Below are 15019 nucleotides of genomic sequence, written 5' to 3'. Positions count from 1 at the left end.
GCACTCAATGTCAGCGCAATTACCTTTTCAAGTTCATATCTCGCTCAACGTGTATGGCACGAGCCCTGAACACGTCCAGCAGGCACTCAAAGAAGCCTGCGACGAACTGCTTCAAGGAAGCACCGAAAGCAACGCCGTAAGGGCTGACCAGAAGGCCGGGTTCACTTTCAAGCCGAATGAATGCCGCGGGACACGCTTGATCTCACGCTTGATCAAGTCTGCTATCTGCTTTTCACACACCACCAGCAACTCGAGGGCTTCGAACGCATCGCAGGCGTCCCAGATCGAATCGAAAGCGGCGAGCCACTGCCAACGGGTTGCGAGCCGATAAGCACCCGACCGTTCAACAGCATTGAGCGCCGCCTGCAGGGCCTGCGGCCAATTCGATGCGGAAGCAAGGGCAGCGTTGAGCGCTGGATTGCGGCGTAGCCGCCAGAGTGGACAAATGACCATGGCAGCTGAGAAGCCAAGGGTACGAGTAGCAATCGCGTTCGCGCCTAACTTTGCGTCAGGCCTGCTCCAGAATACAGAAGCGAGCCATCAACAGCCCGGCACCACCTTGACCGAAGCAGAGATCACGATTGTCCAGGAGGAGTTGGAGCGGATCAGTCAGCGCCTTCAGGCGACGGTCAATCAAGATGCCCTCGCTTTGGCATAGGCAGCTGGCCAGACAATTGCTACTACCGCCTGTTGTGCGATGGGCAAAAACGATGAAAATTGCTGGTACCGCCTAACACCAGGCCATGCGCTGGGCTTATGCGTTAGAAAGGCGCGGCTTTCGCGCCAAGACAAGGAAATAATCAATGGTAGCGAAAAAGGAATGTTACTGGTTGAGACACCAGTGGGTGGACAGTGGCGGGGGCGTGGCGGATGTCTATGAGCGTAACCAACATTGCTCTCGATGCGATACCACACGGGTATACCGTGATGGGGTAACGGTCGATGAGCCCGGCAAGTTGAAGTACGTCGTGCTGATTGGCGGTGCGATCATGTTAGCCATAGGAGCTCTATCCATGGCCTACGGCACGCACTAGCGTGGCCTGGATATGGGCTGCGCCTGGTCAAGGCAAACAACGGCCGCCTCCAGCAGCTGGCCGCGCCGATCAGCATCAGCTGACGCCCGGCTGCACCAGGTGGCGCAGTTCGTAATGATTGCCGAGGGCACTCACCAGATTTGCGTGGGTGCCCGGCCTTAGCTAGTCGCTGTTCAACTGGCCGGCAGATAGCTTAGCGGCCTCCCCTTCCCAGTATTCACGGTTGAGACGCTCTGCGTCGGTCTCCGATACCAGATGCTGCCAGCGCTGCTGTTCGACTTCTTGCTCTCCAGTTCGTAAGTCGCGGGTGAGGGTGACGCCGGCGGCGGCGAAGCGCTTTCGCACTTTGGCCCAGAAGCCGTGCGACCTCATGACCTCGTACAGCGGCGTTAATGGCAGTTGATTCCGTGACCATAAAAGCCACAATGCCACCTGGCCGAAGCCTCGTCCTTGGTACCTCGAATTGATCTCGATATCGTAAATGTAGAGGCGATCCTGCAGCGGGCTGAAGCCATACCAGACCCTCCCAATGTGCTCGCCCTGATGCTGGATGGCCGCGTCGATATCCGGGCCTGGGAAACAGAAATTGCCGCGTACGGGCTCACTGCGATCGATGACCAGTTGCAATGCCCTCGCCTGGACATCCAACAGGGCTCCCTGACGGCGCTGGAAGAAGTCGCGAATCGGGTCGAAGGTCATCTGGTCACTCATGACGAAGGGCCTTTGCAGGGTCAGACCGCGCGGTTGATGTAACGCTCTGGCTCAACATGATCGGAACCAAACCGCTCCACCGCCAAGAACCACCAGTTCCCTTTGCGCTTTCCAGGACCCGATGCCCTGACTTCACCGGCCTCGAGGCCACGGGGCTTCTGATACACCACCTGGTCACCGACTACCAGAACCTTGGCCGGGAGACGCTCCACCAGGTAGCTGTTGCCAGCGGGGTCGCTCATCGCGATCCAAAGCCGTTCGCCGCAGGTCAGGCAGGTCCAAGTGCTCGCGTTGACCGCGCTGCGATCGAGACCGCTCGTAGCGCAGCCGGCACAGCTGTAACTTTGGTCATACAGATCGGCGATGCGAAACGACATAGATTGCCATCCTTGGGTGATTGTAACGGCGAGCACTTTATCAGCTGCGAAAGCCACGGGGCACCTTCAGCACCTAACCTATTGCAGGTAGTATTTGCTGCCCTACTCCACCCCCAGAACCCTATGACTGAAGAACTAAAGGCCACAAACCCAGCCGGTGCCCACCCGCTCCAGGCAGTGATCGATGAGCTGATGGCTGCCGAGGTTCGCGTCACTGGGTGCGAGAACGCCTACAAGCTGCTGTACAAGCTCTGCAAGCTCAAGGGCATGCAGATGAACGGCTCCGCGGGTACGGCCGCGGGGAATGGCGGTATCAGTAAGACAAAGGTGGTGACCCAGGCCCGTCAACTGCTCAAGGAATACCTGTCCACCGGGCTCATCGTTTTGCCCGCCCACATCAAGGGGAAAGGCTCAGAGCACAAGTACAAGCACGATGGGGATCCCGAGGCGGGCAGAAACTTCAACCGTGAGGGATGGCGGGCACCTCTCCCGCCTAAGCCGAAGCGAACGAAGCCCGCAAAGGACCAGTCTCTCGGCGGAATCCAGTCCGGCCAAAAGCAGGCCCGCAAGACCCTCGCCAACGTCCGCAAGATGGCAACCATCGAGGCTTACGCCAAGGAGCACAGCTGCACAATCACCCAGGCGATGATCGCGCTAATGTGATCGGGCGTACCAAGACCGCTAACTAATCGCCGGCAGCGCTTTTGGTTTCAATAGCCTCGTCGATCTCACGCCCCATCTCGTCGACGCTCACTCCCGTCATTTCCGCGACCCTGCCTGCGTAGTAGCCCCAACGCTGCGCATCATAGTAGAGAGCAGAGAGCGCTACAGTCGTAAGCGTCCGGTTAAGTCACCTTGACGCAAGGTCTAGGAGATAGCCCCGAGAGCGTAAGCATTGGCCAAATCTTCAACCAGTTTTTGGACGTGACGCGGTCTTGATAGATAGCATTTTTATCCGTAGCGAACCTTCCTGCTGGCCGGATTATCAAGTCAAAAAGATCATCAAAGCCCAACGGCGCAGCGATTTCATATGTGCCGTCCTCCCGCAGTCTTATCGCTAGTGCTGTGGCAGTTTCTGGCCAGTAACGCATTGCATCGGTCGCCGACTGATAGGGCTCATCGCCGTTCTGAACATGCATTCTCGCTTGGTTTTTCACAGACCACAGTACGTTCGGGTCTAGGTCTCTGAGGGCTGCCTCTAGGGCTTCATCTTGCTCGGGTGTGCAACGTGTGGCATCAAACCAGATGACATCAACGTCTGTTGAGACCGTAGATGAGCTGCGACCGTGCAGATGATCCCAAACCGCGTTTCGGACGAAACCTGCTCCTATCCAGCAGTCGGGCAAGTTCAAGGAGCGCACTATTTCGAGCATCCTACGCCGAATGGGGTCATCCGAAATGATTGCTTGGATTGTCGAGCTATTGTCCACTTGGAAGATCACCCCGTTGAAGCTAGGCCTGCACCCACTGATGCGGCAGCAGCTGCCCAATCTCACTTGCCCGCTGTGTCGGCAGAAGCCGCGTCAGCACATCTTTGAGATAGGCATACGGATCATGCCCGTTCATGCGCGCCGACTGGATCAAACTCATGATCGCAGCCGCTCGTTTACCACTGCGCAGCGACCCGGCAAACAACCAGTTCGAGCGCCCGAGTGCCCATGGCCGTATCTGGTTCTCGACTTGGTTGTTGTCGATGGGCACAGCCCCATCGTCCAGGTAGCGCGTCATCGCTACCCAGCGTTTCAGGCTGTAATCGAGGGCTTTAGCTGTGGCTGAGCCGTTGGGCACCAGGTCGCGCTGAGCCAACATCCAGTCATGCAGTGTTTTGCTGATCGGTACCGCCAGTTCCTGACGTATTCGCCAACGATCTTCATCACTCATGTCCCGCGCCTGGCGTTCGATCTCGTACAAGCCGCTTATCGAGTGCAGCGCTTGTTGGGCCAACTGACTTTTGTTCGCAACATGCAGATCGAAAAACTTGCGGCGGGTGTGGGCCATGCAGCCGATTTCAGTGATGCCTTGCTCAAAACCAGCTTTGTAGCCAGCGAAGTCATCGCAGACCAACTTGCCGTTCCAGTCGCCCAGGAAGTTGCGCGCATGTTCGCCCGCACGGCTTGGGCTGAAGTCGTATACCACGGCTTTGAACGCCGAAAACGGCGTGCTGCTGTAGGCCCAGACGTAGGCCCGATGGGTTTTCTTCTCGCCTGGCGCAAGCATTTGAACCGGTGTTTCGTCAGCGTGAATCACGCCCTGCTTCAGCACCGCTTCTCGCAGAGCATCGACCAGCGGCTGGAGTCGCACTCCGGTCTGTCCGACCCACTGGGCCAAGGTCGAACGAGCAATTGCCAGCCCGGCGCGGCCGAAGATGTTCTCCTGCCGATAGAGCGGCAAGTGATCAGCAAACTTGGCCACCATGACGTGGGCCAGCAAGCCTGCGGTCGGAATACCTTTGTCGATAACCTGCGCCGGCACCGGCGCCTGAGTCAGAGTTTCGCACTGACGGCAGGCCCATTTGCCACGCACATGTTGCTCGACCGTGAACACGCCTGGCGTGTAATCCAGCTTTTCGCTGACATCTTCGCCGATGCGCTGAAGTTGGCAGCCACAGGCACAACACTGGGTGCTTTCTGGCTCGTGACGAATCACCGTGCGTGGAAACTGTGGCGGCAATGGGGCACGTTTCGGCGATTGCCGTGGCTCGGCCTGTGACGAAGCGGGAAGAAGCTGTTTCAGCTCGGCCTCGATCGCTTCAAGGTCTGTATCGAGCAGGTCATCCAGCAAGCTGCCTTGCGCCGGGCTGATTTGCTCGCTGCGCTTGGCAAACTTGTGGCGTTTGAGCAGGGCGATTTCGAACTTGAACTGTTCGATGAGGATCTCATCGTTCTGGATCTTCCTGCTCATCGCCTCGACCTAGGACTGCAACTGCAACGCCTGTGCCGCCAAGGCACGAAGCTGTTCCGGAGTCATCTGGTCGAGGTTGGGCGAGAAAGTCATGCCGCCGATTGTGCCAGAGCAGGCGCAGAACGACGACAAGCAGACCGGCCAAATGGCCGGCGGTTACAGCATGCTGATCACACCGCCTGCGCCGACGCGCTGCCACGGCAGGCCCAGCACCAAAGCCTGGAGTTGTTCGCTGTCGAGTTCGACCTCGCAGCCATGGCGAATGCCGGGCCAGTGGAACTTGCCTTGATTCAGCCGCCGCGCTGCAAGCCAGACGCCCACGCCGTCATGCACCAGCACTTTCATTCGATTAGCCCGGCGATTGGCGAACAGATAAGCGCAGTGCGGCTTCGCCGCACCGAACACCGCGATCACTCGGGCCAATGCCGTTTCGGTGCCGGCGCGCATGTCCATCGGCTCGGTGGCCAGCCAGATCGCATCGATGCGGATCATTGAGCGACAGCCCGAATGAATTGTGCGCAGCCCTCAGGATCCGAGGCTGGCCATTTCACAGTTATCAATTGCCCGGCCATGGGCACCTCAATGATCACTGACGAATCGGCTGGCCGTTTAGGTGCGGCCTTTAACGGAACAAATGCCGGTAGCGAGGTTGCTGCGGGCTGGTCTCGAAAGAGCGGCATCCATTTGCGGATGACGTTGGCATTGATGCCGTGGCTGATGGCGACACTGGACACCGTTGCGCCAGGTTGCAGGCATTCCCGCACGACTTGGGCTTTAAATGGTTTCGGATAAGAGCTTCGTTGGCGCATGGAAATCCTGGCGATAAGGGTGATCGCGTCCGCTTAAAAATACGCGGACACCATCGCCCTTAATGCTGGAGTTCGGAAGGTGAGTTCGCCGGACGCTTACCTACAGTCTGCAGAAGCCGTTCACGCTCGAAACTGGGACGCGTACTCCAGAAGCCGCTGGTTCAGTTCATCTCGATTCTCGCCATAGTGAGCTTCTCGATGACAATTCGGGCATAGCGCTACGCAGTTGTAGAATCGATCCGACACGTCGGCACCTAGCACGTGGTGGACGTCCAGGAAGCCAGGAAATGATCGACTTTCAGTGCATCGCTCACAGCGGTACCGAGCTCGTTCCAGAACCGCCAGTCGTACCTTAGGGTCTCGTTTCACGTGAGACCTAACGGTGCTCACCCTCTCCCCCAAGTCACGGCCTAACGCTGAATAGTCCGGCATCGGGCAATCGTCGAAGGTGTCGTCCAGGTCATGTGATTTCAGGTGGAACCCAACCAGCTTGGCGAGATCGACAACACCTGGCCATTGCCACAACACATCCGCGACCTGGTGGGTATTGCGGATTCCACGCTGACTCGGACACCCATTCCACGCGCATCCGGACAGTGATTCCACGCTGATCCGGACACTCATTCCACGAGCATCCGGACACCGACTCCACGGTCATCCGGACACTTTTCTGGCAGGCAGCCACGCAGGATTTATTCACTACCATCGATCTCTTTTTCGAAGCAGAGAGGTCGTTGTGGAGCGTTTATCCATGCGTAAAATCCGAGAGGTGTTACGCCTCAAGTTCGACTGCGGCCTGTCCGTGCGCAAGATCGCCCGCAGCCTGGGCATTGGCCACAGCAGTGCCGGTGATTACCTCTGCCGTTTTGCCGCCAGCGGCCTCACCTGGCCCTGTTCGTTGTCCGATGCCGAGTTGGAGCAGCAACTGTTCCCGCCGGCCCCGGCGGTTGCCAGTGAGAAGCGGCCTTTACCCGATTGGGCATGGGTGCATGCCGAACTGCGCCGCCCCGGGGTGACCCTGGCGCTGCTCTGGCAGGAGTACCGCCTGAGCCAGCCTCAGGGCTTTCAGTACAGCTGGTTCTGTGAGCACTACCGAGCCTGGCAGGGCAAGTTGGACGTGGTGATGCGTCAGGAGCACCGCGTCGGCGAGAAGCTGTTCGTCGACTATGCCGGCCAGACGGTGCCGGTTATCGATCGCCACAGCGGCGAGATCCGCCAGGCGCAGGTGTTCGTCGCGGTGCTCGGCGCGTCCAGCTACACCTTCGCCGAAGCCACCTGGTCGCAGCAGCTGCCGGACTGGCTAGGCTCCCATGCCCGCTGCTTCGCCTTCCTCGGCGGCGTGCCGGAGATCGTGGTGCCGGACAACCTGCGCAGCGCGGTGAGCAAGAGTCACCGCTACGAGCCGGACATCAACCCGAGCTACCGCGATCTGGCCGAGCACTATGGCGTGGCGGTGGTGCCGGCGCGGGCACGCAAACCGCGCGACAAGGCCAAGGCCGAAGTCGGCGTGCAGGTGGTCGAGCGTTGGATCCTCGCCGCACTGAGGAATCGGCAGTTCTTCTCCCTGGATGAACTCAACACGGCCATCGCCGGGCTGCTGGAGCGGCTCAACCAACGCCCGTTCAAGAAGCTGCCGGGCTCCCGGCAGTCGGCCTTCGACAGCCTGGATCGTCCGGCGCTGCGCCCCCTGCCGGAGCAACCCTACGTCTACGCCGAGTGGAAGAAGGCGCGGGTGCACATCGACTACCACGTCGAGGTCGATGGGCATTACTACTCGGTGCCGTATCAACTGGTGAAGAAGCAGCTGGAGGTGCGCCTGACGGCGCGCACCGTCGAGTTTTTCCACGCCAACCAGCGAGTGGCCAGCCACCTGCGCTCAATGCACAAGGGCAGGCACAGCACGCAGGCCGAGCACATGCCCAAGAGCCATCGCGAGCATGCCGAGTGGACGCCGCAACGGCTGATCCGCTGGGCCGAGCAGACCGGGCCGAACACCGCCGGCGTGATCCGGCACATCCTCGAACGGCGCATCCATCCGCAGCAGGGCTACCGGGCCTGCCTGGGCATCCTGCGCCTGGGTAAAACCCACGGTGAGGCGCGTCTGGAGTTGGCCTGCCGTCGCGCCATCAGCCTCGGCACGTGCAGCTACAAGAGCCTCGAATCGATCCTGCGCCAGGGGCTGGAAAACCTGCCGCTAGCTCAAACCAACCTGCCGCTACTACCGGACGACCACGCCAACCTGCGCGGATCCGCCTACTACCACTGACCCCAAGGAATCCCACCATGCTGCCCCATCCGACCCTGGACAAGCTGCAAACCCTGCGCCTGCACGGCATGCTCAAGGCGCTGAATGAACAACTGAAAACCCCGGACATCGACAGCCTGAGCTTCGAAGAACGCCTCGGCCTGCTGGTCGACCGCGAGCTGACCGAACGCGATGACAAGCGCCTGAGCAGCCGCCTGCGCCAGGCCCGGCTCAAGCACAACGCCTGCCTCGAAGACATCGACTACCGCAGCCCGCGCGGACTGGATAAGGCGCTGATCCTGCAACTGAGCAGTGGTCAGTGGCTGCGCGACGGCCTCAACCTGATCATCGGCGGCCCCACCGGTGTCGGTAAAACCTGGCTGGCCTGCGCCCTGGCCCACCAGGCCTGCCGGGAGGGCTACAGCGTGCGCTACCTGCGCCTGCCACGTTTGCTGGAAGAACTGGGTCTGGCCCATGGCGACGGCCGCTTCGCCAAGCTGATGAGCAGCTACGCCAAGACCGACCTGCTGATCCTCGACGACTGGGGCCTGGCCCCGTTCACCGGCGAGCAACGGCGCGACATGCTGGAGCTACTGGACGACCGTTACGGCCAGCGCTCGACCATCGTCACCAGCCAGATGCCGGTGGACAACTGGCACGAACTGATCGGCGATCCGACCCTGGCCGATGCCATCCTCGACCGCCTGGTGCACAACGCTTATCGGATCAATCTGAAGGGTGAATCAATGCGCAAACGGACGCAGAAATTGACGACGCCAGCCAACCCGGACTAACAATGCCACCCCTGCGTCGCTGCGCTCCGACTGCCTGTCCGAATGAGCGTGGAACAGGTGTCCGGATCAGCGTGGGCTGAGTGTCCGAATGGCGTGGAATCCGCAAATTGTGAATGCCAATGGTCGATATGGCGTCCTCAAGACGGGAAATAGTACCGCTCCTGCCGAAATAAGCAGAATTTGCCGTGCGTAGCACCTTCGCCGCGAGAGCCTGGTCAAGGCTCACGGCTTTCACAATGTTGGCCAGCGGTACTGAAGGGTCCCTCGACATCGCTAGCAGTTCCATTACCACCGAGGAGATCGTTGGTAAGGCTGCAGGATTCTGAAAAATTTTTGCCAGGGGTTTCATAAAAATCTCAATGAGAATATGAGTCAGCTATCCAGAGGTAGAAAGTCAAATTGTAACGTCTTGAGGGGGGGATGGTTCATTAATCATTCAAGGAGTGAGGCTCAACGCAGATGGGATAAAATGCCATAGTGAAGTAATTACTCTAACTTCTATCTCGTACAAATACGCCTACAGTATCGCTATGGCATGATTTGGTATTTTGCGTTATGTGTTCGTGATTTCACTTTATAAACGCATGTGACACATCCCTTGAAGCAAGGCCGTTAGGCGAGAAGCCTTAACAGCACACTCTTTCAGGAGACCCCACATGATTTCGCACCCTCAACACACTCAAGCGCAAACTCGATCCCTGCTGATTTCCGGGCTGTTCCCCAACGGGGAGCTGTTCTCACATGAGGTCCATGCCGACTCATCCTACGAAGCCCAGATCAAGGTGCTTGCCCAGTGTCGCTACAGCGATTTTGGGGGAGACCTAGATGTCACCGGGCTCGCGGATGCTGCGACTGGTTCGTCTGTTCAGGACGCACTTCTGTCGGCTGGCCAGGACCTCCTCAGTGAAGTTGAAGCTGTCGAGTATGTGATCCACACCGTTCAAAAATCCCTCGACAAAGGCCGTATCTTCTCTGCTGGTTCTGCCAGCGAGTTGAGCGCCTTTGTTGAGTTCTTCGACCTCATCCTATCCGAAGCCCCTCATACGTTTGACGGTTTATGTTCAGGCGCTACGGTGGCAGATGATGAGGAAATCACCCTTGATTTCGAAGATTCCAGTTCCGCCGAGTTTGCGCTCGTACCGGCCGATGCACTGCTGGTGCTGGCGACTGCGGCACTGGAGGAAGGGAGGGCTGCTGCCGCATATCAAGTACTGACTATGGCGAGCATCACCCGTGTTGCACTGAGCAAGGCCTGCATTCGGGCCTTGGTTTAAAAAGGACCTTCTGGACACTCTCCAGAAGGTCCTTTTTTTTTACCACTGCATTTTCAGTTGGTGTAACTCGCTGATGCGCGCACACAGCTGATCCTCGATGAGAATCACCTGGCCTTTCAGTAGCACTCGAATACTCGCAAAGTGTTCACCCTGCACCCATCCCGCCCGCACAGGATCAACAAGACATTTGATACTGCCAGTCAGATCGGATGCGATGAAGATCAACCCCATTTCCCCATCAATGCATGTGGTTTCGGGTGGTTCTGCAATCAAGTAAACACCCTCAAAGCTCCGGCCAGCTAGAAGTGTTGCTATGTGGTGGTGATGGCCGCTTGCCGCATAGGTTTCAGCGTTGCAAATCATAGAAATTCCGTTGAGTCAGTAGAAAATGCGCTGTACCTAAGGTATAGTAATTTTTTATACAGATTAATTATATTTACTTTTCCGAATCTTACATCATTGAGGGTTACACATGAGCAAGCTGGCTGAGTTTCGCGCTGCTGAAAAAGCTCTGCAAGAGCAACTTTCTGCCCTGGAAGCGCTGAAGAATGATTCTGGTCTGCAGCGCGAAATTGAATTCGAAGAGAAGCTCAAGAGCTTGATGCAAGAGTACGATGCGAATTTGGGCAAGGTAATCGCTATTCTCGATCCGGCTTCGGTCCAGCGCAAATCGTTTACAAGCCCTGATAGCAATCGCCAGCAGCGCAAGCCACGTGAAGTCAAAGTCTACAAGAACCCACACACCGGTGAGACTATCGAGACCAAAGGTGGCAATCACCGGCAGCTGAAAGAGTGGAAAGCGCAGTGGGGCGGTGATGTCGTTGAAGGATGGAAGAACTAAGCAAGCCTAGCTCCTCAGCTGAAGACCGGCCGCAGAGGCCGGTTTTTTTGGGCCATAAAAAAACCCGCATATGTGCGGGTTTATATTTAAGAGCGCTTACCTTGAAGCCGCTGCTCTACAGCTTTTCTCATACGAATTTCGTAGTCAATCCGCTGCTCATACCGGGCTAGAGCCGTGGCATCGGGCTTGGTCTCGTTGTTGCGCCACCGGTAAATCGTCATTTTGGTCACCCCAAGTGTGGTGCCCATGTCTTCGTCGTCATTGGTACCGAGGCGTTTCATCCAATCGGTCAGAATGACGCTCATGTCTCGGTCGAAACGCTTAAGGCGTTCCCTGCGGTGCGGTTCTTCTGCCAGAAGTCCCCGAGCCTTTTCCATTACTTCATCCGGCACCGACGCTGTACGACCATAAATGTAGGAGGATAGGCGAGGGAGACCGATACCCAGGGCAAAGGCATAATCTTGATTGCGCAAGCCCAGGTCAGAGCCAATCTTGACCAATTCTTGCTGATCTGCCGAAAGCTCGGCACGGCTGCCGCCGCGAGGACGCTTGCTGCTAGCGTCAGCTGGTTTGGTTTGTGACGTAGTGTCCGTCTCGTGCTCTTCGTCCGAAGGCTTAGGTTGTACAAGGCGCACCATTGGATCTTGATCCATGGCATAAATGCCGGAACTGGCCACTGTTTGTTCTCCGTTGATCACTCGTTTAAGTGCTGCGGCCATTTTGATGGTGGCAGCTTCTGTATCGATATCTCGATCGTGGTCTACTTCTACCTGGTCGGCAAGACCGACCTGCTCCAGCTCTTCACCCTTTTCCTCCATGTCCTCGATGGAGCGATGATTGATCAGTAGCTTCTGGCGGTCCCGGAGGACTTCTCTACTTACGTTATGCGCTACTGCGTAGACAACGGCATACACAGCGTCTTGATCTTCGATTTTTGCCAGCATCGAGCCAAAGAAGACCTCAAGCGTCCTTTGCATGACCTCATCAAAATCTGTGAGTTCGCACTTGTTCTGCCGAAGCTTCACCCTGCAGATTTTGCGGACGCGCTCATCGCGGTCCATCTCGTAGGCCAAGCGGTTTACAAAGGTGCGCGATCGGTCCGTGTTCGAGATGTAAGTCCCGCACAGCTTTTCGAAGGTCGAGGGAGGGCCGGAAGGCTCGGAGGAGGGGAGATGCTCGATGTCGGTGCCTAGTGCAAGCCCTGAAGCAGTTTCTTGCTCCAGGGCATCAAACTTTTCTACTGCCATAAAGGGCTCGTTGATTTATCAATCCTACGCAGCCACGGTATCCACAGATCGATCCAGTTGAGGGAGAGCGACACTCCTGAATTGCGCCAGAGAACTGGAGACATCAAGGAGGACATTGATGCCGGCAGCCAAGATCTCAGTCTTGATCTCAGGGTAGGCACTCATCGCTTGCTCGATCCGCTCACCTACTATCCGCATCTGGTCCGCTCTGTTGAGGTCATCCACCCCAAACACTGTGCTGGGGTTCTGACCAGGCTCAACACCAAGGGCGTCCAGGCCGATCTCGATTGGGGAGTACTCGTGAATCATGAAGCATTACCTCTGGTAGCGGCCACATAGGGTCGCCTTTATTGATTATACGTACGTGACAGATAACGTCAATCAAATCCATAACGCGTATGTGGAAGATTGGCAGGTTTCAATCGTTGTACTGTGCATTACGCAGGCATGAGATTGGTGAGGCAGGAGGGGTCAGATACAGGTCAGCTGGATTGCCTGTTCGAAGCCGAACAGTGCCGCACGAACCTCTGTGACATCAGATGCAAAAGTTGACGCGATGACGACACCTGCAAGCAAAATTTCCGTCTTAGCTTCTGGGAAGTCTGTCATCGCTTTGCGCATGCACTTCGACGCGCACTTGTTGGAGCAGCTTTTATTGAATCTCGGGCAATGTGGCTTGCCATCTGTTGAAAGGCATCCGAGCGACGAAAGACCAATTTCCGTAGCTCCCTGGTATGTGTCAAAGCTGAAAGACATACAGTATCCCTATTCCCTATCTAGTCCGTTGATTGGCAGTCCGTTGATTGGCGCTGTTTGTCAAATTATAGGGACGTGATGTCGGAGGGGTCAACGAATCGGCGCCAGAAAAGTTCCGTAGCAAGCTAACTTTAATGCGTGCAAAATTTGGTATGCACGATTTTACGTCTGCAAAAATGCGGTTAAGGAATGGCGTATCGAAAGTGTAGTTTATTTGTGGAATAAAAAACCAGCACCTTAAATAAGGCGCTGGTTTATGTGGTGCAGTTAGAGAAAGACATCGCCATCAGGAACAATGAGAATGTCGTCTGAGGTGTCTACCATGCTGGTTTCGCTCTCGAACAGGTCTCCGGTAGATCCAATTACAGGTACAGCCTTTACTTTGCTCGGTTGCGTGGTCCTTTTTGTCAGGATGGCACACTGAGCAACATTAGGCTGCTTTACTGTCGGGCGTGGGCTTATGCCGTTGCTTTGGGGGAGGCTCTTGAGGCTTGAGGCGCTGCTTCTTTTGGGGGGGTATGGAATGTCGCTCAGGTCATAGGGCTTAGGCGTATCCCGCTTGCGCTGAGGTTGCTCTGTATCTCTTTGTTCGTATGTTTTGCGAGGTCTAAATTCCGAGGGGTTTGACTGAGGCTGGAGTGCTGGCCAGTATGTAAAATCCCCTGTTTTCCACCAGGCAATTACCGGAAAACATATAAGGACTGTCAAACCAAACAGCGTTAGCTTGTTCGCCACATCTGTCATTGCCACTAACACAATGTAAATAAAGACTGTGACAAACCAGGTGGATACATGCCTATTGATACGTTTCATTCGCTCTCCTGGGTTTACCTTATGAAAGGTGATGCTGCACATGGCTGTGCAAACAGAAGGCAAAAAAAACCCCGTTTCCGGGGGCTGTGTGGCGTTAGAAGATGAAATCCCTCTTCAGGTCTTGAGTCGTTGGTTGAGATGCTGGCTGGCCAGAGTGTGCGGTTGGAGGAACAGTGTGTGGGTTCTTCACCGCCGGTAGCGCAGGGATACTCAGGGGGGCACCCAACTGATCCCGAACAATCACACTCTCTACAGAGGGGTTCCTGTAGGCATCAATTTGGCTTTCAGTCAGCGTTACACCGTGTGCCCTTAGCAAGGCACGCCAGTCGACCTTCCCTTTACGTGCGGAAAGCAGAACAGAAACACCATCACTTTGATGTCGTTTGCGGCCTGGGGGCATCTGCGATAACAGAGCACTCCGGGCTGCCTCCTCGCGAGCAGTGGCTTCCTGAAGGACCCGGTTTGCTTGCTGCCAGGCGGCCGCTGCAGCCTCCCATTCATCAGTGCTCCATTTTCCTGTTTGTAGCCGGTCCCAAAAGTCGAGCTCGGCCTTGAGGATTTGATCTATCCGCTTCTGATTTCTAGGGACCTTGAGCAGCACCCCGTTAGATCCGTCGAAGGAGTAGTAATGAGCGAAGCGGGCTTCAGCAACAAAGATCTGGTGCTGAACCTGGTCAATGTATTCCGGTGGGACGATTCCTTTGAGTGCAAGCCCATGAGCAGTCTCCCCGGGGCATTTGATCTCAACTGGGATCTGCTGGAAGGGGTCGAAGCCATCTAGCGATGCACGGATGATCGGTATTGAGTCACTTTCAGCGATGATGGGCGTTACGGTGCTGCCGGTGTGCCTTTCGTAGGCAGCCCTTGCTACGGGCTCCAACTGATGGCCCCTAGCGCGAATTCGATCGACAAAGGGGTTCGCTGGCGGGGGAGGTCCAATGCCTAGCCTGAGACGGAAGAGTTCGTATGAGCTTCGGAACTTCGACGTCCCCATAATTTGGGGCGCCTCACTAGCTCCGATCCCTCCACTTCGCCAGGCAAACCATGCAGCTGAGTTTTGCTGAGCCTCTGGGCCCGTGATGATGCGCATTGCCATGTTGCGATCTCCTGGAAACGTGACCTGCACCGGAACGGTGGGAGGCCTGATAACGGGAGATGCATAACGTACTAGCTGAATCTTGATGCCCTTGGTTAGGTCCATGAGCAAAGGAGGGAGA

The 15019-nt window shown here is 56.6% G+C and carries 19 protein-coding genes and 1 pseudogene; 6 read left to right on the top strand and 14 right to left on the bottom strand.

From position 1 onward, the window contains the following. Positions 1–111: 111 nt before the first annotated feature. Positions 112–453 carry a hypothetical protein gene (locus J3A71_RS29820; protein WP_004575521.1) on the bottom strand — a complete coding sequence of 114 codons (342 nt, stop codon included), beginning with the start codon at positions 451–453 and terminating at the stop codon, positions 112–114. On the opposite strand from J3A71_RS29820, the gene J3A71_RS29815 reads away from it, so the two are divergent. Next, the gene (locus J3A71_RS29815) at positions 452–658 is read left to right on the top strand and encodes a hypothetical protein (RefSeq protein WP_004575520.1); all 207 of its coding nucleotides are present in this window, start codon (positions 452–454) and stop codon (positions 656–658) included. The two genes, J3A71_RS29820 and J3A71_RS29815, sit on opposite strands and share 2 nt — an antisense overlap. A gap of 538 nt (positions 659–1196) precedes the next feature. On the opposite strand, the gene J3A71_RS29810 is transcribed toward J3A71_RS29815, so the two are convergent. Together J3A71_RS29810 and J3A71_RS29805 are read right to left on the bottom strand one after the other, a co-directional pair. Beyond that, entirely contained in the window at positions 1197–1745 is a 549-nt protein-coding gene (locus J3A71_RS29810; RefSeq protein WP_004575518.1) for an N-acetyltransferase, read from the bottom strand. Between the two features lie 20 nt (positions 1746–1765). Next, entirely contained in the window at positions 1766–2122 is a 357-nt protein-coding gene (locus J3A71_RS29805) for a hypothetical protein (RefSeq protein ID WP_004575517.1), read from the bottom strand. A 123-nt stretch (positions 2123–2245) separates the two neighbouring features. Here J3A71_RS29805 and J3A71_RS29800 point away from each other — a divergent pair, with 123 nt between their 5' ends. Beyond that, a complete protein-coding gene (locus J3A71_RS29800) occupies positions 2246–2785 on the top strand; it encodes a hypothetical protein (protein ID WP_004575516.1) in 540 nt (179 codons plus the stop codon). 182 nt (positions 2786–2967) lie between these two features. On the opposite strand, the gene J3A71_RS29795 is transcribed toward J3A71_RS29800, so the two are convergent. The 5 genes and pseudogenes from J3A71_RS29795 to J3A71_RS29775 all read right to left on the bottom strand — a co-directional run bounded on the left by J3A71_RS29795 (position 2968) and on the right by J3A71_RS29775 (position 6264). After that, positions 2968–3552 carry a nucleotidyltransferase family protein gene (locus J3A71_RS29795; protein WP_080634931.1) on the bottom strand — a complete coding sequence of 195 codons (585 nt, stop codon included), beginning with the start codon at positions 3550–3552 and terminating at the stop codon, positions 2968–2970. Between the two features lie 22 nt (positions 3553–3574). Further along, positions 3575–5116: pseudogene (locus J3A71_RS29790) on the bottom strand (IS66 family transposase). Positions 5117–5179: 63 nt separating this feature from the next. Then, on the bottom strand, positions 5180–5515 hold the full coding sequence (tnpB, locus tag J3A71_RS31595) for an IS66 family insertion sequence element accessory protein TnpB (protein ID WP_004575513.1): 336 nt from the start codon (positions 5513–5515) through the stop codon (positions 5180–5182). Next, the gene (locus J3A71_RS29780) at positions 5512–5832 is read right to left on the bottom strand and encodes a transposase (RefSeq protein ID WP_004575512.1); all 321 of its coding nucleotides are present in this window, start codon (positions 5830–5832) and stop codon (positions 5512–5514) included. Before J3A71_RS29780 ends, tnpB begins: the two co-directional genes overlap by 4 nt. A gap of 120 nt (positions 5833–5952) precedes the next feature. After that, positions 5953–6264: an HNH endonuclease signature motif containing protein gene (locus J3A71_RS29775; protein ID WP_245353535.1), complete on the bottom strand. Its 312-nt coding sequence runs from the start codon at positions 6262–6264 to the stop codon at positions 5953–5955. A 319-nt stretch (positions 6265–6583) separates the two neighbouring features. Between J3A71_RS29775 and istA the strand changes: the two genes are divergently transcribed. From istA to J3A71_RS29755, 3 genes are all read left to right on the top strand, one after another. After that, a complete protein-coding gene (gene istA, locus J3A71_RS29770) occupies positions 6584–8098 on the top strand; it encodes an IS21-like element ISPpu7 family transposase (protein WP_019437638.1) in 1515 nt (504 codons plus the stop codon). 17 nt (positions 8099–8115) lie between these two features. After that, positions 8116–8871 carry an IS21-like element ISPpu7 family helper ATPase IstB gene (istB, locus tag J3A71_RS29765; RefSeq protein ID WP_019437637.1) on the top strand — a complete coding sequence of 252 codons (756 nt, stop codon included), beginning with the start codon at positions 8116–8118 and terminating at the stop codon, positions 8869–8871. Between the two features lie 656 nt (positions 8872–9527). Then, a complete protein-coding gene (locus tag J3A71_RS29755; protein WP_004577634.1) occupies positions 9528–10145 on the top strand; it encodes a hypothetical protein in 618 nt (205 codons plus the stop codon). 39 nt (positions 10146–10184) lie between these two features. On the opposite strand, the gene J3A71_RS29750 is transcribed toward J3A71_RS29755, so the two are convergent. Beyond that, the gene (locus J3A71_RS29750) at positions 10185–10508 is read right to left on the bottom strand and encodes a hypothetical protein (RefSeq protein WP_004577633.1); all 324 of its coding nucleotides are present in this window, start codon (positions 10506–10508) and stop codon (positions 10185–10187) included. 109 nt (positions 10509–10617) lie between these two features. On the opposite strand from J3A71_RS29750, the gene J3A71_RS29745 reads away from it, so the two are divergent. Beyond that, the gene (locus J3A71_RS29745; protein ID WP_004577632.1) at positions 10618–10986 is read left to right on the top strand and encodes a histone-like nucleoid-structuring protein, MvaT/MvaU family; all 369 of its coding nucleotides are present in this window, start codon (positions 10618–10620) and stop codon (positions 10984–10986) included. An 86-nt stretch (positions 10987–11072) separates the two neighbouring features. On the opposite strand, the gene J3A71_RS29740 is transcribed toward J3A71_RS29745, so the two are convergent. From J3A71_RS29740 to J3A71_RS29720, 5 genes are all read right to left on the bottom strand, one after another. Beyond that, positions 11073–12233 (bottom strand): hypothetical protein, encoded by a 1161-nt coding sequence (locus tag J3A71_RS29740; protein WP_004577631.1) that lies wholly within the window; start codon positions 12231–12233, stop codon positions 11073–11075. Positions 12234–12257: 24 nt separating this feature from the next. Then, entirely contained in the window at positions 12258–12542 is a 285-nt protein-coding gene (locus J3A71_RS29735; protein ID WP_004577630.1) for a hypothetical protein, read from the bottom strand. 162 nt (positions 12543–12704) lie between these two features. Beyond that, the gene (locus J3A71_RS29730; protein WP_154670349.1) at positions 12705–12854 is read right to left on the bottom strand and encodes a hypothetical protein; all 150 of its coding nucleotides are present in this window, start codon (positions 12852–12854) and stop codon (positions 12705–12707) included. Positions 12855–13256: 402 nt separating this feature from the next. Further along, positions 13257–13802 carry a hypothetical protein gene (locus tag J3A71_RS29725; RefSeq protein ID WP_004577629.1) on the bottom strand — a complete coding sequence of 182 codons (546 nt, stop codon included), beginning with the start codon at positions 13800–13802 and terminating at the stop codon, positions 13257–13259. 94 nt (positions 13803–13896) lie between these two features. Beyond that, positions 13897–14892, bottom strand: coding sequence for a lambda-exonuclease family protein (locus tag J3A71_RS29720; protein WP_232435465.1), 996 nt, complete (start codon positions 14890–14892; stop codon positions 13897–13899). Between the last annotated feature and the right edge of the window lie 127 nt (positions 14893–15019).

It is taken from the genome of Pseudomonas sp. PvP089 (assembly GCF_017875165.1).
GTDB lineage: Bacteria > Pseudomonadota > Gammaproteobacteria > Pseudomonadales > Pseudomonadaceae > Aquipseudomonas > Aquipseudomonas fortuita.
Note: the sequence above shows the minus strand (reverse complement) of the source record. Positions and strands in the feature narration are given on the sequence as shown.

What these genes read in the sequence shown, in the direction of transcription:
- istA (WP_019437638.1), top strand. Translation starts at nt 6,584, where the DNA reads ATGCGTAAAATCCGAGAGGTGTTACGCCTCAAGTTCGACTGCGGCCTG.
- J3A71_RS29725 (WP_004577629.1), bottom strand. Translation starts at nt 13,802, where the DNA reads ATGAAACGTATCAATAGGCATGTATCCACCTGGTTTGTCACAGTCTTT.
- J3A71_RS29805 (WP_004575517.1), bottom strand. Translation starts at nt 2,122, where the DNA reads ATGTCGTTTCGCATCGCCGATCTGTATGACCAAAGTTACAGCTGTGCC.
- J3A71_RS29720 (WP_232435465.1), bottom strand. Translation starts at nt 14,892, where the DNA reads ATGCGCATCATCACGGGCCCAGAGGCTCAGCAAAACTCAGCTGCATGG.
- J3A71_RS29750 (WP_004577633.1), bottom strand. Translation starts at nt 10,508, where the DNA reads ATGATTTGCAACGCTGAAACCTATGCGGCAAGCGGCCATCACCACCAC.
- istB (WP_019437637.1), top strand. Translation starts at nt 8,116, where the DNA reads ATGCTGCCCCATCCGACCCTGGACAAGCTGCAAACCCTGCGCCTGCAC.
- J3A71_RS29755 (WP_004577634.1), top strand. Translation starts at nt 9,528, where the DNA reads ATGATTTCGCACCCTCAACACACTCAAGCGCAAACTCGATCCCTGCTG.
- J3A71_RS29745 (WP_004577632.1), top strand. Translation starts at nt 10,618, where the DNA reads ATGAGCAAGCTGGCTGAGTTTCGCGCTGCTGAAAAAGCTCTGCAAGAG.
- J3A71_RS29820 (WP_004575521.1), bottom strand. Translation starts at nt 453, where the DNA reads ATGGTCATTTGTCCACTCTGGCGGCTACGCCGCAATCCAGCGCTCAAC.
- J3A71_RS29810 (WP_004575518.1), bottom strand. Translation starts at nt 1,745, where the DNA reads ATGAGTGACCAGATGACCTTCGACCCGATTCGCGACTTCTTCCAGCGC.
- J3A71_RS29800 (WP_004575516.1), top strand. Translation starts at nt 2,246, where the DNA reads ATGACTGAAGAACTAAAGGCCACAAACCCAGCCGGTGCCCACCCGCTC.
- tnpB (WP_004575513.1), bottom strand. Translation starts at nt 5,515, where the DNA reads ATGATCCGCATCGATGCGATCTGGCTGGCCACCGAGCCGATGGACATG.
- J3A71_RS29775 (WP_245353535.1), bottom strand. Translation starts at nt 6,264, where the DNA reads ATGCCGGACTATTCAGCGTTAGGCCGTGACTTGGGGGAGAGGGTGAGC.
- J3A71_RS29780 (WP_004575512.1), bottom strand. Translation starts at nt 5,832, where the DNA reads ATGCGCCAACGAAGCTCTTATCCGAAACCATTTAAAGCCCAAGTCGTG.
- J3A71_RS29730 (WP_154670349.1), bottom strand. Translation starts at nt 12,854, where the DNA reads ATGCGCAAAGCGATGACAGACTTCCCAGAAGCTAAGACGGAAATTTTG.
- J3A71_RS29740 (WP_004577631.1), bottom strand. Translation starts at nt 12,233, where the DNA reads ATGGCAGTAGAAAAGTTTGATGCCCTGGAGCAAGAAACTGCTTCAGGG.
- J3A71_RS29815 (WP_004575520.1), top strand. Translation starts at nt 452, where the DNA reads ATGGCAGCTGAGAAGCCAAGGGTACGAGTAGCAATCGCGTTCGCGCCT.
- J3A71_RS29735 (WP_004577630.1), bottom strand. Translation starts at nt 12,542, where the DNA reads ATGATTCACGAGTACTCCCCAATCGAGATCGGCCTGGACGCCCTTGGT.